Source organism: Rothia endophytica (assembly GCF_039543885.1).
GTDB classification, from domain to species: Bacteria; Actinomycetota; Actinomycetes; order Actinomycetales; family Micrococcaceae; genus Rothia; species Rothia endophytica.
Map to the genome: position 1 here is coordinate 21827 of NZ_BAABKP010000008.1, position 13969 is coordinate 35795.

Genomic DNA, 13969 nt, shown 5'->3' on the forward strand with positions numbered 1-13969 from the left:
TTAGGAATACTAAAGGACGCTGGGCCCCGCACCTTCTGCATGGAAGGGTGGGGCCCAGCGTCCTTTGGTTTTCAGGCTATCGAGGAGCCAGGGCGAACGGGTGCAGCTTCACCGGCATACACGGCGACCTCAACGTAACCGGTCTCTACTGAAACTACCGTGGCGCTCATACCTCATGATTTTGGGCGTGGTAGGCAGCCTCGCGGTACATGCCCAGCGGGCCCTGATCAGCGAAAGCGCGTGAGTGGTCGTAACGGTAGAGACGCGGTGGGCGATGGCGGGTGCCCTCTACCCGCTTGCCGGTATCAATAATCGACTTGGACGCCGCGATCTGGCGGCGGAAATTTGCGGGGTCAAGCGGGCGGTCAAGAATAGCCTCATAGACCTCACGCAGCTGCGCTAGCGTGAATTCTTCACCCAGGAAGGAATGGGCGATACGCGAGTATTCCACCTTATTCTGCAGGCGGTAGCGGGCGTACTCAATGATTTCGTTGTGGTCAAAAGCCAGTACGGGTAGCTCGTCGATGGGGAACCATTTAATGTTCGCGTGGACCCGGGTGCGGTTGACCTCGGTCTGGGGAATTGAAGCCCAGTAAATCACTGACACGACGCGCTCGTGGGTGTCCTCTTCAGCGGGGATAGGCAGGGAGCCGCCCTCACGCATGACCTTGTAATCGGGGGTGCGGTGGACGTCGCCAAAAGCGTAGAGCTGCTCAAGGTAGCCGGGTACCAAGCCGGTAGCGCGCTTGAGAGTGGAGCCTGCCGCTTCTTCTAGAGAAAGGGCGGGTAAGAGGGGACCACCTGGCAGTGCCCACTGACCCTTATAGGGTTCCCGCAAACGGCGCACTAGCGGTAGCCATAGTGAGTGGTGCTGCTGCCCTTCTTTGCGGCGCAGCGCCAGAATAACGGTGGAGACGGCCAGTGAAACGGACGTGTGGTCAGCTTCAAGGTGCTCATCGTGCGCAGTGTGAGAGGTCGAGTCAGGCAAAGTCATGGGGCTCCCCGGTGCTATAACAAAAGTTAGAGTCAGTTTATAAAAAGGTGGGCACCTCCCATTGTAGTTAATTCAACTGCAAAGAGAGGTGCCCTCGGGCTATGGAGCAGGCCAGCGACTGATTTTAGTCGATTTTCAGCTCGCCCATCTCGCCCCAATCGTCCCCATCAATCTGGCGGGAAATGATCTTGGGGGTAGCGATCAACCAGGGGCGCAGGCTCTCCATACCTTTAGCGAAGTGATCTGAATTCACGTGTGCACCTGCGGCATCATCATCGAAAGCCTCAACGAGTACAACTTCATTGGGGTTTTCAACGCTCAGTGACCACTCGTACCACTTGTTACCGGGCTCAGCGCGGGTGCCTTCGGTGAAGTCGCGGGCGGCGGCTAGAAAGCCTTCGCGGTCGCCGTTTTTAACCTGAAATTTCACAACGATAAAAATCATAGGGTGCTCCTTTGACGAGATTAGCTGTCATATCTTATCGTAGGCAGGCCTTGCCCCGAGTGAACAGAGATTAAGTTATCAGCGTTAACCTAATAGATTGGGGGGAAGAGTCCCCACCAGAAAAGCGCAGCCATGAATCTAGAACACATCTACACCAGCACATTTCCCGAGCTTGCTCTTCCTGCTGAGCCGGAGGTTCCCGCCGCAACCACAGGGCACTGGATTAACAAAGACCTAGCGGTCGAACTGGGGTTAGACGCCGCCTGGCTAGCGAGTGCAGACGGCCTGCGCTGGCTGACAGGTGCTGACGAAATGACCGTTGCCCTCGCCTACTCAGGCCACCAATTCGGGCACCTCTCCCCGATTCTCGGGGACGGGCGCGCCCACCTACTGGGTGAAGTCACCACCTCCGAAAAGCGAGTAGACATCCATCTCAAAGGCAGTGGGCTCACCCCTTTTTCCCGACCCGGATCAGATGGTAAAGCTCCCCTCTCAGCTGTCTGGCGCGAAGCGGTCATCGGTGAGGCCCTGCACGCCCTGGGTGTACCTACTAGCCGAGCACTGGCGGTCCTGCAGACCGGTGAAACAGTGCGCCGTCGATCGCCTCTGCCCGAGCCTGCCGGCATCCTGGTGCGTGTAGCAGATAGCCACTTGCGGGTCGGCACCTTTCAATACGCCCACATGAACATGGGCTCTGACCAGCGTATAGAGCTGGCTGGCTATGCTTTATCTCGCCATTACCCGCAGGTGAATCCCGGTGATAACCCGGCGCTGACCCTGCTACAACTAGTGGCTGAGCGTCAGGCTCAGCTGGTAGCCCAGTGGATGGGTCTGGGTTTTGTGCACGGCGTGCTTAATACCGACAATGTGAGTATCAGCGGCCAGGCCATTGACTTCGGCCCCTGCGCTTTCATTGACGGCTTCTCGCACGAGGCAGTCTATAGTTCCATTGACCGGGGCGGCCGCTACGCCTACCGCAACCAACCCGGCATCACCCAGTGGAACCTGGCCCGCTTCGCCGAAAGCCTACTAGACCTTATTGACTCTGCGGATCCCAACCGCGCCGTCCACCTGGCAACTGACGTACTCGCGCATTTTGAAGAAATCTATCAGGACGCCCGCACCAGAATCTTTGCTGCCAAGCTAGGCGTTACTGTAGAGGATGCTGCGGGTGCCTCCTCTGAACGGCTGGTCGCGTTTATTGACCGCACCCTAGACCTGCTCAATGAGTACACCCTGGACTTCACCGGCTTCTTCAGAATGCTGACGGACGCTCCCGACCAGTTAGTGGAGCTACTACCAGCCTCTGAGGTGATGGAAGACTGGTTGGCTGACCTTGCCGCCCTGCGCCAAGACACTGGCACAGCCCCGGATCGCGCCGAGGGTCTCATGCAGACTGCTAACCCTGTCTATATTCCGCGCAATCTGCACCTGGAGGCGGCTCTGCGGGCAGCAGAAGGCGGCGATACCGTACCGATACTGCGCCTGCTGGACGCCGTGCGTCAGCCCTTCACCCGCCGTCCCGATCTAGAGGATTTAGAAACTGCGCCAGCCCGTTCCCGCTTCTTCACTAGCTTCTGCGGCACTTAACCAGCCTGTGAGGCAGTGTTTGGGTCTGACCTGGCCTGGCTTAACGTAAATCGCCGTTAAGATCCCACCGCCGTGCACCCGGCACGCGGTGAACTTTTTTGAGGTGGGAATGACCTTTTCTATGATTGTTCAACAATTGGGGTGTAACCTATGTCTATGATGTAGCGCGCTTTGCCTCAGGGGCTCCTCACAGCGCGCCCCTATTTTCCAAGGAGACACCCATGGCAGACGCCCTCGTCACCCCCAAAGACCAAGCAGCTCAAGGGCGCCGCACAGCGCTACTTGGCTCCCTGTTCCTCATGGCCACCAGTGCCATTGGTCCCGGCTTCATCACCCAAACCGGCCAGTTCACCTACACGCTGGGTGCTGCCTTTGCCTTTGCCATCCTGATTTCCGTCATCATTGACATCGCGGTCCAGCTCAACGTCTGGCGCATCATTGGCGTCTCAGGCATGAAAGCTCAAGAACTCGCTAACTCGGTCATCCCCGGCCTAGGCATTTTCCTCGCCATTCTGGTGGCGCTGGGCGGGTTTGTCTTTAACGTGGGCAACGTTGCTGGCGGCGGTCTCGGTATGAACTCTATGCTGGGTCTTGACCCAAAAATTGGCGGTATCATCACCGCTCTACTGGCGATTGGCGTCTTCATCTCAAAACGTGCGGGTGTGGCACTGGACCGCATCGTGGTAGCCCTGGGCGTCATTATGATTGTAGCGACCCTCTACGTAGCTATCGTCTCTAACCCTCCCGTGGGCGAGGCCCTCAAGCAGAGTGTCCTACCCGAAGAGATCGACTTCACCATTATCACCACCCTGGTCGGCGGCACCGTGGGCGGCTACATCACCTACGCAGGTGCCCACCGCATGCTGGACGCAGGCATCTCGGGCCCCGAGTACGTCAAGGACATCTCCCGCTCCTCGGTCACCGGCATCATCATCACCGGCATCATGCGCTTCCTGCTCTTTCTCGCCATCTTGGGTGTCGTGGCAACCGGTGTCCAGCTGGACACCGAATCATCCATCGCAGGGCAAGCTTTCGGCATCGCCGCCGGTGAGGTAGGCACGCGCCTCTTTGGCCTTATCTTGTGGGGTGCAGCCATTTCCTCCGTCATCGGCGCCGCCTTTACCTCGGTGTCCTTCCTCACCAGCTCAAAGACCAGCGTTGCTATGAAAAACGGTCTGACCATTGGCTTCATCGTCGTATCAACCATCGTCTTCATTATTGCTGGTAAGGCACCTGCCACCCTGCTCATTGTGGCCGGCGCGGTCAATGGTCTCATCCTGCCCGTTGGTTTCGGTGTACTGATGTTCGTAGCAACCTTCTTGGCCAAGAGCCTGCTCAAAGGTTACAAGTACCCGCTGTGGCTAATCATTATTGGCTGGGCGTCTTGGCTACTCACCATTTACTTGGGAGTTATGTCCCTCAGCGGCATCGCCAAACTCTGGGCCGGCTAAGCACCACCCACAACCTGCTCCAGAATCAGCAAAAGGCCCTCGTGATAGAGGGCCTTTTTGCGGAGGTGGGAAAGCTCTTCCTCTCACTGGGAAATCACCTGTGCCCCACGGTGTGTTAGAGCTGACCGGTGAAAAAGTCGCGTGACTCCCACAGATAGCTGCGCAGGTAGTCTGTGGCCTCCTCGCGCTCGCCCTTTTCTACAAGCTCCAGTAGGTGGGCGTTCTTCTGAATAAAAGGGGCATGGAAACCGGGCGCAGTCCTCTGGGAAAAGAAGAGCAGGCGCATCTCAGCCAGTACACTTTCCATAGCGCTACTAAGCCGAGCGGACCCCGCAGCATCCACCAGGGCGCGGTGAAACTCTTGGTTGGAGGACGCCATGCCCAGCACCGAACTACGCTCACGGGCCTGCCGCCCCTGGGTCAGGGCCGCCCGCGCCTCAGCAATTTCACCTACAGGCGCCAGATCTATAGCGGCTGCCTGAATAGCCCAGCGCATCGTGAACATTTCCTTAATCTGCTCACCGCCCGGTGAGGGCACAAAAACCCCACGATTGGGGATGCGTTCCACGAGGTTCTGTTCCTCGAGCACCATGAACGCTTGCCGCAGGGTGTTGCGTGAGACGTCCAGGACGCCCGCAAGGTGCTGTTCGCCGAGTTTGGCGCCAGGAACCAGCACTCCATTATTCATGCCGGTACGCAAAACACTCGCAGTCCACTCTGTGGAGCGAGCATGCTCGGGGCGTTGTTGGACTATTTGCTCTAGTGAGGGCAGTATTTCTAGGGTTGTAGTTTCGGGGTTCATATCTGAAACATTACAGGTGCCGGCCGTTTCCTTCATTTTTGGACAGGCTTAGTCCCATTGGGTGGGTGCTAGTTGAGCACCGATGGAACTAAGTCTGCGCAAAATCCAGGGTCTAGAAACGTAAGAGCTGCTCCCCGGCGTTGACCCGCTGCCCGGCGTCCACCAGAATCTCGCTGACAGTGCCAGCGGTTTCAGCAAAGACAGGCACCTCGGTCTTCATGGCCTCGAGCAGGGCAACCTGTGCCCCGGCTTCTACCTCATCGCCCACCTGAACCAGGTAACGCAGTACTGACCCGCTCATGGGAGCTGCCACGCTGACTTCAGCGTCAGCTTCCGGGGTGGACACCGCGCTGCCACCTGCACTACCTAGAGAGGTAAAGACGGTGTCTGGCACGCCAATCTGGCGAGGCTGGCCATCGATTTCAAGGGTGAATCGGGTGAGCCCGGTGCCGGGGAAGCTGGTAGCACCCACGGGCAGCAGGGGCTGGCGGTAGGGCTGCTGTTCGCCGTTAAGACCGGGCAGGAACTCGTCCTCAATCCAGGTGGTGTACACCCCGAACTTCCCGCTCTGCGCGGTGAAAGCTGGTGCCTCAAGAACCTGACGGTCAAAGGGAATCACGGTGGCTACCCCGGCGACATCCAGCTGCTTGAGGGCAAAGCGTGCCCGCGCCAGTGCCTGCTCGCGGGTTGCCCCGGTGACGATCAGTTTAGCCAGCATAGAATCAAAATCGCCGCTCACCACCGAACCGGGGCGTACCCCGGCGTCCCAACGGATCCCGGGGCCAGAGGGCACGGTAATGGATGAAATGACGCCGGCCGCGGGCAGGAAGCCGCGGGCGGAATCCTCTGCATTGATGCGGAATTCAAAAGCATGGCCGGTGGGCTGCGGGGTTTCGGTGAGGGGCAGGGGCTCGCCAGCGGCAATCAGCAGCTGTAGGGCCACCAGATCCACGCCGGTCACCTCTTCGGTCACGGGGTGCTCCACCTGAATGCGGGTATTGACCTCTAGGAAAGAGACTGTGCCGTCCACAGCAATCATGAACTCAGCCGTGCCCACACCAACATAGCCAGCTGCCCGGAAAATCTCTGCGGACGCCCGTTCGATGCTTTGCTGCTGCCCTTGTGTGATGAAAGGGGCGGGGGCTTCTTCCACCAGTTTCTGATTGCGCCGCTGCAGGGAGCAGTCGCGGGTGCCGATGACTACGACGTTGCCGTGGGTATCTGCCGCAACCTGGGCTTCAACGTGGCGGGGGCGCTCTAGGAAGCGTTCAATGAAGCATTCGCCGTTGCCAAAGGCGGCAAGAGCCTCGCGGGAGGCAGACTCAAAAGCGCCCTCGACCTCATCCAATTCACGCACAATGCGCATGCCGCGCCCGCCACCGCCGTGGGCTGCCTTGATAATGGAGGGCAGACCGTGTTCTTCGGCAAAAGCGCGAGCTTCTGCAGCGCTGGCAACCGGCCCGTCCGAGCCCGGTGCTAGCGGGGCGCCCACCGACTGAGCCAGTTCACGAGCCTTGACCTTATCGCCCAGTGCTTCGATGGTTTCGGGGGCGGGGCCCACCCAGGTAAGCCCGGCGTCCAGCACGGCGCGCGCAAAGGTGGCGTTTTCAGCCAGGAAGCCGTAGCCGGGGTGCACGTCGGTGGCGCCGGATGCCAGGGCAATACCCATAACCTTCTCAATGTTCAGGTAGGTTTCGGTGGATGTTGAACCCTCTAGCGCGTAGGCCTCATTAGCCAGGGCAACGTGTAGAGCTTCAGCATCTGAGTCGGCGTAGATAGCCACTGACCCGATGCCCGCTTGGGCGCAGGCACCAATGATTCGCACGGCAATTTCGCCGCGGTTAGCAATGAGAACTTTACGCATGTTTTTGCACTTTCGTGATGGGGAGGGCAAGGGTCTGAGGTGTAATTTCGATGGGTTCTTGGGGCATCTCGGTGATAAAGCGGATGAGGGTTTGGGGTGGTGATTGAGCGAGAAGCCGCAGGTCAGACGGGTGCACCGTAGCGATGACGGGGTAGCCGCCGGTCACTGGATGGTCGGCAAGGAAGACCACCGGTTCACCGCTGGGCGGTACCTGGATGGCACCGGGAACCATGCCTTCGCTGGGCAACTCTCCGGCGATAGCGCGGGTTAGCGGGGGCTGGGTATCGGGGATCTCGGCGGGTAGCAGACGCACACCGATACGATTGCTGTCCTCACTGACCTGCCAGGCGAGCTGGCCAAAGCGTGCCAGGGAATCGGCGGTAAACCAGTCATCACGAGGCCCCGGGATGATCCGAACCTCCAGCGTCTCACCCGCTACCGGAAGGGGTAGAGACGGGGCAGGGTTGCCCACCACGCTGGTCGGCAGGGACGCCAGCTGCAGCTGATCTCCTGCTGTAAGGGGGTCTGCACCCAGGGACGCCAGAGTATCGCGGGAACTACTAGCAGCTTCAAACGGAGCGGCAAACCCACCGCGCACCGCCAGGTAGACCCGCAGGCCCTGCTCAACAGGGGAGAGGATCAGCTTCTGCCCGGCTTTCAGGGCGAAGGGAGCGTAGGAGCGGGCAACCAGCGGGATGAAAGGCTCGGGATCTTCTGCCTGTAGCCCGGCGTCGGGCTGGGTGCCCTCAGGCTGGCTGATGGTCGCGGTAACCTTGGCGCCGGTGAGTGCCAGCACGGTATCTTCTAGCGCGGTGAGACTTAGCCCGCCCGCCAGATTTTCGAGCACCGTAGCACCCGGTGAATTACCGACCAGCCGGTTAGCCTCTTTCGCGGCGGCGGGGTCAGCAAAACCGGAGGGGGAGACACCCCAGTGGGTTAGCCCCTTGCGGCCAGAGTCTTGAAAGAGGGTCAGCGCACCGGGTGAGTTGACGGTAAGCACCGGGGGAAGCGCAGTCTTGACTAGCGTGTCAGCGCTGGGAATGGCGCCCTGCTGGGGGCCTTGTTCGGATACCTGCACCAGTTCCCGTACTGCCCGGAACTGCACCTGCATGCCGGGTTCTAGCAGAGCGGGGGTTTCCTGGCCCAGATCCCAGAGGGGTGCATCCGTATGTCCGATAAGCTGCCAGCCGCCGGGGGAGGTGCGGGGGTAAATGCCGGAGAAATCACCGGCAAGACCCACTGAACCGGCGGGAACGGCGGTGCGCGGGGTGGTGCGGCGGGGTACATCCAACACGTTGTCGTGGCGGTGCAGATAGAAGAAGCCCGGGGCAAACCCGGCAAAAGCTACTGACCAGTGCCCGGTGGTGTGGGCGTAGATCACTGCCTCCTGGCTAATGCCCAGCAGAGAAGCGACCTCGGCAACATCCTGGCCGTCATAGACCACATCGATGGTGGCGGTTTGCCCGTGGGTACGCACATCGCCGCTGGTGGTGGGTAGGTCAGGGGCCGCCATGAAAGCGTCCGCTTGTTCAACGGTATTGAAGCGAACCAGCACGGTCTGGGCGGCAGGCACCAGTTCTACTTGCCCAGCGGCAGGACGTTCGACCAGGTGGGCATGTACGTGTAGGGCTGCTTCAAGGGTGGTGCAGTCGACCAGCACTGCGAGTGCGCCGAAACGTTTAACCGCGCGGGACGTGTGGGAAACCGAGTGCATGCGCCCCCTTGTGGTGTGCCGACTGTAAAGGAAAGCAACCCGAGTAAAACCACCTCAGATTGTTCAACAATTATTGCAGATGTGGCGGCGAACACGCAAATGTGTGAACTATCGTCTACCCCAGAACTGTACGAAAGTATATGTGGCAAGCTCTAACACCTCACTAGAGTTTTTAGTGAAGGCGCAAGAGAAAGAAAAGCGAGGTGCGCAATGAACGGTCTCAAACTTCACGGGATTAGCCGCAGCTTCGGTGACCACAAGGTGTTGCAGGATGTAGATTTTGGCGTCCGCCGCGGTGAAATTGTTGGTTTCATCGGTGGCAACGGCGCAGGTAAAACCACCACCATGCGACTCATTCTAGGAATGCTTAACCCCACTGGCGGGCATATCACCTGGGATGGGGAGCCTATCTCAACCGATAACCGCAGGTCGATCGGTTACATGCCGGAAGAGCGGGGCCTGTACCCCCAGATGAGTGTCAAAGATCAGATTGTTCACTTTGCTCTACTTGAAGGGAAAACCCTGGGGCAGGCGAAGGAAAAAGCTGACGAACTTATCGCTACACTGGGCCTATCTGGTCGAGAGAAAACCCTCATCCAAGATTTGTCGCTAGGTAACCAACAGCGAGTTCAGCTAGCTGTTTCCCTCGTCGGTAACCCAGAACTGCTGGTGCTTGATGAACCCTTCTCAGGGCTTGACCCTCTAGCTGTAGATACGATGGCTGGTCTTATCCAGCAACAGGCAGCTCAGGGTGTGGGCATCCTGTTTTCATCGCATCAGCTGGAGCTTGTTGAGCGCCTGTGCGACCGTGTCTGCGTACTTGATCGCGGCAGGGTGATGGCAGACGGTGCTGTCTCTGAGCTGCAAGATACTGATCAGACCCGATGGGAACTAAAGTTTGACCGCCCAGCTGGAGAATTTGTTGCCGAACTGTCATTGGTTGCCTCCTTCCATATCGAATTCAAGATGAGCAACCAATCATCAGTTTTCATCACAGTTGATGGACGGGATGCAACCGTTCCCCAGGACGTACTAGAAATTGCCGAACGATTTGGAAGGCTGCGCAGTATTGAGCCTGTGCAACGGTCCTTGGGCGCACTCCTATCGCAGGATTTTATTTCGTCGGGTCGCGGTATCACCCCTGACCGTGAGGCAGAGCTTGAATCGGCAGGTCAGACACGATGAAAGCTAAAGGCATGACCCAGCAGACTACCCAGCATGAAGTAGGTGAAAAATCAGTGAGCACTGCTTACCGTGAAATGTTAATCGTCATTCGACGTGAGGTTCTTACCCGCACCAAGAATAAGACCATCCTGTTAGCCACCGGACTGCTTGCCCTGACTGTGGGCATTGGCGCAGGTGTTGGTGGTTGGTTCTTGAGGGAGAAAATGGGGGATGCTAGCTTTCAGCTGGATACCCGCCTGCTCTTTGCCACAGCGATGGTGAGTGCTTTGCTCAGCTCTCTGGTGTACTCATCCCAGAGCCTAACCTCTGGTGTCGTTGAAGAGAAGTCATCGAGGGTCGTCGAAATCCTCCTCACCAAAATCGGTGTTGTACCACTGTTGGCAGGAAAGATGATTGGTATCGGCGCGATAACGCTGGTTCAGCTACTTCTTATTGGCGGCACTGGTCTGCTGGGTTTCACCCTGGTGGACGGGTGGTCACTGCTAGAGCTTGAAGTAGGCGCAGCCCTCTTGTGGTTCCTTGTATGGTTCTTGCTGGGCTACATCATCTTTGCAACCATGAACACGATTCTGGCGTCAACAGTCTCCCGGCAGGAGGACTTGAGTGCCGCAGTGATGCCGCTGTCGGTTTTGCAGATGGTTCTGCTGGTGGTCACCCTGTACCTGACACCCACCTATCTTGAAGAGGCTTGGCTTAAGGGGCTGTCATTCGTCCCGCTTTTCTCTTCCTACCTGATGCCTATTCGCTTTGGTCTGGACGGCGTGCAGACCTGGGAAATGGTGACCGCCGCCAGTATCGCTGGGGTAACTATTCCGCTGCTGTTCTGGGTGGCAACCCGTGTATACAGTAACAACGCTTTACGAACCGGCTCTAAGGTTTCACTGCAACAATCATTTGCCTCAGACAATGGGGCTTAACATCGGGCTCTCTGCCTGATTCATCTTAAAGGGCTACTAGCCCACCATCATTGAAAGGGAAAATAACATGACTGCTCACGAGAACGAGACCACCTACTCCACTACCCCCAAGGGCACCTCAGCGGTTGGCCGCTGGGCTCGTAGCCTGGCGCTGGCCTTGGTTGGCGGCGGCGTAGGCTATGCGGTAGTAACCCTCTTTTTCTAAGTCGATAGAACTTTACTAGTGGGTGGGGCTAACCAACCTACCCGATGGAAAGAGGACAACGATGAGCACACACCATAGTTCAGCCCAGAAAACTACTGAACTTGATTCAGATGTTAGACAGCATGTGCAGGAACTGTTTCCTGAAGATCATTACGGCAGGGTGAAATCAGTTTCTAGCCCCAGTTTTCGGGGGCGCAACAAGTCATGGGTTCTGACCTTTGATGGTGGCGAAAAGGTTTTTCTCAAACAGGTAGATAAGACTATTGCTGGTCCTCATGCGTTTGATCGTTCGGTTAATTTCGCGAAGTTTGCTGACAATAATTCAACGGATGTGCCGAACTCACCAAAGCTACTAGCTTCTCACCGTTCATCCGGTTTACTTGCCTTTGAATATTGCAGTGGCGAGAGTCTAGCGAAGCTTCTTGTTGACGAGACTGTTCCTGATAGTTTTTCGCAGCAAGTGGGTAGCTCTTTAGCTAAGCTCCATGCAGGGCCAACGGAAAACTTGAAAGAGATATCCCCTCCCTCCCCACCTGTGCAGATGCTCAAGCAAGGAATTTCGTACCAACGCTTGACCGACTTTTCTCTAGCTGAAATTTCTCTGTGGAGTAAGCTCCAGCAGGATCAAGAGTTAGTAGATTGCGTAGCGGCGCTAAAAGCCGCTGAAGAAGATCATAGTGTTTCACCTGTGCACGGTGACCTTCGACTGGACCAATACCAGATGCATCAAAACCAACTCCATCTGCTGGACTGGGAAGAATTTGGTGTAGGGGATCCTGCTCGGGATCTTGGAACCTTTGCAGGCGAATGGATTTACCGAGGTGTACTTGACACCGTAACTACTCGCGGTGGAGCAGAACAGCCTCCTCAGCAGTTCAGCGAGGAATCTGCGAATCAGCGGATTGCAGAACGCATGGGGCATCTGGTTCCTAACATCCAAGCGATGTGGGAAGCATACTGTCAAGAACGGCATGCTGATGACCATCAGGCTTTAGCTTTACGGTCCGTTGCCTTTTTAGGCTGGCATCTGATTGATCGAACAATTGCTAGAGCTTCTTCGGTTGCTAAATTACCGGGAATTGAAAGAGCGGCTGCGGGTATTGGGCGTCAAATTCTTCTAAACCCCCAGAAATATGCACAAACCTTAGGATTTGAAAGGAGTGAAAAGAAATGACCTTAGCTACTGAAACCAGGTTTCCTGGGTTTGCAGAAAGCGTGACTGAGGTGCAGCAACGTGTTGATATTGACCTGTCTCGCCTGAGAGCCAGCATTGATGGGGAAGACCTCCAAGCGACCAGTTTGCTTGAGCTTCAATCACAGTTGGCTGCCTTGATATATGCTCATTTCCACCTTCAAAATCCGAAGGTGAGTGGGGTCAGCCCTCATGACGTTCAAGACTTATCCCAAGATCTCATCGACTGCATTCCTCACCAAAACCACTATCAACTTGCAGATCTATTAAATAGTTCCATAGAAGAAGAGCTCACCAGAGTTCAAATGATGGGTCTCAAGGTTAGTTTTCCTAACCATCTTGTAGAAAACACGAATGTGCCTGGAAAAGTAAGAGTTACCCTTCCAAGTTGGCGTAGAAATACAACCCCGGGTTACCTGCTAGCCCTAAGTGAACAGCCCCTCCACGTCACGAGTCACGCTAGCATAGTCCGTCTGTATATCGGATGCGAAACTGCTGAAAAAGCTCTAGAAGCGTGGAAAAGCACCTTAGAGACCTTAGACCGCCTGGATGTGAACTACCAAGTGAAGGCTTTATCAGCTAGAGCATCCTACCCTCGTTCTGATGGGATTGTAGTTTACATAGCAGATAAGGACCGTGACTGCGTCATAGCTGCTTTGAATGAGCTTGAAGTGATTACAACAGCCACCGATAACCACGTTCACTCCCTCTTTACTCAGCAGGTCGGCCACAATATAGCTATTGCGGCAGAGCCGAATGATGCACGGTCTTCCTATCAGGGCCTCAGCTTTGGTCAACATCGATCAAGGGTGCTTGTAGATGCTTTATTGAATGCTGCACATACTCACCAGACTCTGCAAGAGTGCTGGAATCAAGAGACTCTCAGCGCTGGAATTGACGCAGGTTTCCCTGCCTTCAACAGCGTATGAGTAAGCAGGTAAGAACTATAACTTATATAGTCTTGCCCTGCGGCCCCCTGGGGCACAACTAATAACACAACAAAAAGAAAGTGAGACCATCATGGCTCAGAACGTAAATCTTATGGAACTGGCAGATGCACATACTGCTTTTACTACCTCAGCAGAATTGGGCTCAGATGCAGCTTCAGATGCACCCGCAACCACTCCTGTCTGCGTCGGAATCATCGTTGGCGCAACTCTGGGTGCTGGCTGCTAAAAAATTATAAGTAGCTATTTTGCAATTTTCCTCGTAGCACAAATAATACGTAGAGGCGACGGAAAGCAACTCGCAAAATATATCAAAGAAATGGTGGTCGGAATTTTCATTTTTCATGAAATATCCAGCACCGCAACTAACTATAAACAAAATTTTTATATTAGGACTTGCTGTCGTAAGTAACACCTAATTATTTTTATCTAAGGAGAACCGATTATGGCTCAGAACGTAAACCTCATGGAACTGGCAGATGCACATACTGAGGCTTATTCAAAAGTAGACACGCACCCCACACCCACCAACTAGACAACGGCCCCACCCGCGGCAAAAATATGAGCGTTAAATCTCTATAAATAACCTCAAGCCATACCGGACAAGACCGTTGCTACACCAGCGTACAACCGGCCTCACAGCCACGCAATTCGCCACACTAC

General features: G+C 56.1%; 13 protein-coding genes. 8 read left to right on the forward strand and 5 right to left on the reverse strand.

Annotated elements, in window-relative coordinates; all coding sequences use genetic code 11:
• Positions 1-166 precede the first annotated feature (166 nt).
• Complete coding sequence (locus tag ABD982_RS10810) at positions 167-994, reverse strand: NUDIX hydrolase (protein ID WP_251380404.1); 828 nt, start codon at positions 992-994, stop codon at positions 167-169.
• A 124-nt stretch (positions 995-1118) separates the two neighbouring features.
• Positions 1119-1439: a putative quinol monooxygenase gene (locus ABD982_RS10815; protein WP_251380403.1), complete on the reverse strand. Its 321-nt coding sequence runs from the start codon at positions 1437-1439 to the stop codon at positions 1119-1121.
• A gap of 132 nt (positions 1440-1571) precedes the next feature.
• On the opposite strand from ABD982_RS10815, the gene ABD982_RS10820 reads away from it, so the two are divergent.
• Both ABD982_RS10820 and ABD982_RS10825 read left to right on the forward strand, forming a co-directional pair.
• Entirely contained in the window at positions 1572-3029 is a 1458-nt protein-coding gene (locus tag ABD982_RS10820; RefSeq protein ID WP_345447484.1) for a protein adenylyltransferase SelO, read from the forward strand.
• A gap of 221 nt (positions 3030-3250) precedes the next feature.
• The gene (locus tag ABD982_RS10825; protein ID WP_345447487.1) at positions 3251-4480 is read left to right on the forward strand and encodes an NRAMP family divalent metal transporter; all 1230 of its coding nucleotides are present in this window, start codon (positions 3251-3253) and stop codon (positions 4478-4480) included.
• 115 nt (positions 4481-4595) lie between these two features.
• Here the strand turns inward: ABD982_RS10825 and ABD982_RS10830 are convergent, their stop codons facing one another.
• The 3 genes from ABD982_RS10830 to ABD982_RS10840 form a co-directional block, all read right to left on the reverse strand.
• Positions 4596-5282: a GntR family transcriptional regulator gene (locus tag ABD982_RS10830; protein WP_345447490.1), complete on the reverse strand. Its 687-nt coding sequence runs from the start codon at positions 5280-5282 to the stop codon at positions 4596-4598.
• A 112-nt stretch (positions 5283-5394) separates the two neighbouring features.
• Entirely contained in the window at positions 5395-7146 is a 1752-nt protein-coding gene (locus ABD982_RS10835; RefSeq protein ID WP_345447493.1) for an acetyl-CoA carboxylase biotin carboxylase subunit, read from the reverse strand.
• Positions 7139-8860 (reverse strand): 5-oxoprolinase subunit B/C family protein, encoded by a 1722-nt coding sequence (locus ABD982_RS10840; protein ID WP_345447496.1) that lies wholly within the window; start codon positions 8858-8860, stop codon positions 7139-7141. The genes ABD982_RS10835 and ABD982_RS10840 overlap by 8 nt, the downstream gene beginning before the upstream one ends.
• Positions 8861-9070: 210 nt before the next feature.
• Here ABD982_RS10840 and ABD982_RS10845 point away from each other — a divergent pair, with 210 nt between their 5' ends.
• The 6 genes from ABD982_RS10845 to ABD982_RS10870 all read left to right on the forward strand — a co-directional run bounded on the left by ABD982_RS10845 (position 9071) and on the right by ABD982_RS10870 (position 13535).
• Complete coding sequence (locus ABD982_RS10845) at positions 9071-10045, forward strand: ABC transporter ATP-binding protein (RefSeq protein WP_345447499.1); 975 nt, start codon at positions 9071-9073, stop codon at positions 10043-10045.
• Positions 10046-10056: 11 nt separating this feature from the next.
• Positions 10057-10962 carry an ABC transporter permease gene (locus ABD982_RS10850; protein ID WP_237203152.1) on the forward strand — a complete coding sequence of 302 codons (906 nt, stop codon included), beginning with the start codon at positions 10057-10059 and terminating at the stop codon, positions 10960-10962.
• Between the two features lie 67 nt (positions 10963-11029).
• Positions 11030-11167 carry a hypothetical protein gene (locus tag ABD982_RS10855; RefSeq protein ID WP_237203153.1) on the forward strand — a complete coding sequence of 46 codons (138 nt, stop codon included), beginning with the start codon at positions 11030-11032 and terminating at the stop codon, positions 11165-11167.
• Positions 11168-11228: 61 nt separating this feature from the next.
• Complete coding sequence (lxmK, locus tag ABD982_RS10860; protein ID WP_345447508.1) at positions 11229-12341, forward strand: class V lanthionine synthetase subunit LxmK; 1113 nt, start codon at positions 11229-11231, stop codon at positions 12339-12341.
• Complete coding sequence (locus tag ABD982_RS10865; RefSeq protein WP_345447510.1) at positions 12338-13288, forward strand: T3SS effector HopA1 family protein; 951 nt, start codon at positions 12338-12340, stop codon at positions 13286-13288. The genes lxmK and ABD982_RS10865 overlap by 4 nt, the downstream gene beginning before the upstream one ends.
• A 91-nt stretch (positions 13289-13379) precedes the next feature.
• On the forward strand, positions 13380-13535 hold the full coding sequence (locus ABD982_RS10870; protein ID WP_251380392.1) for an LxmA leader domain family RiPP: 156 nt from the start codon (positions 13380-13382) through the stop codon (positions 13533-13535).
• Positions 13536-13969: the final 434 nt, after the last annotated feature.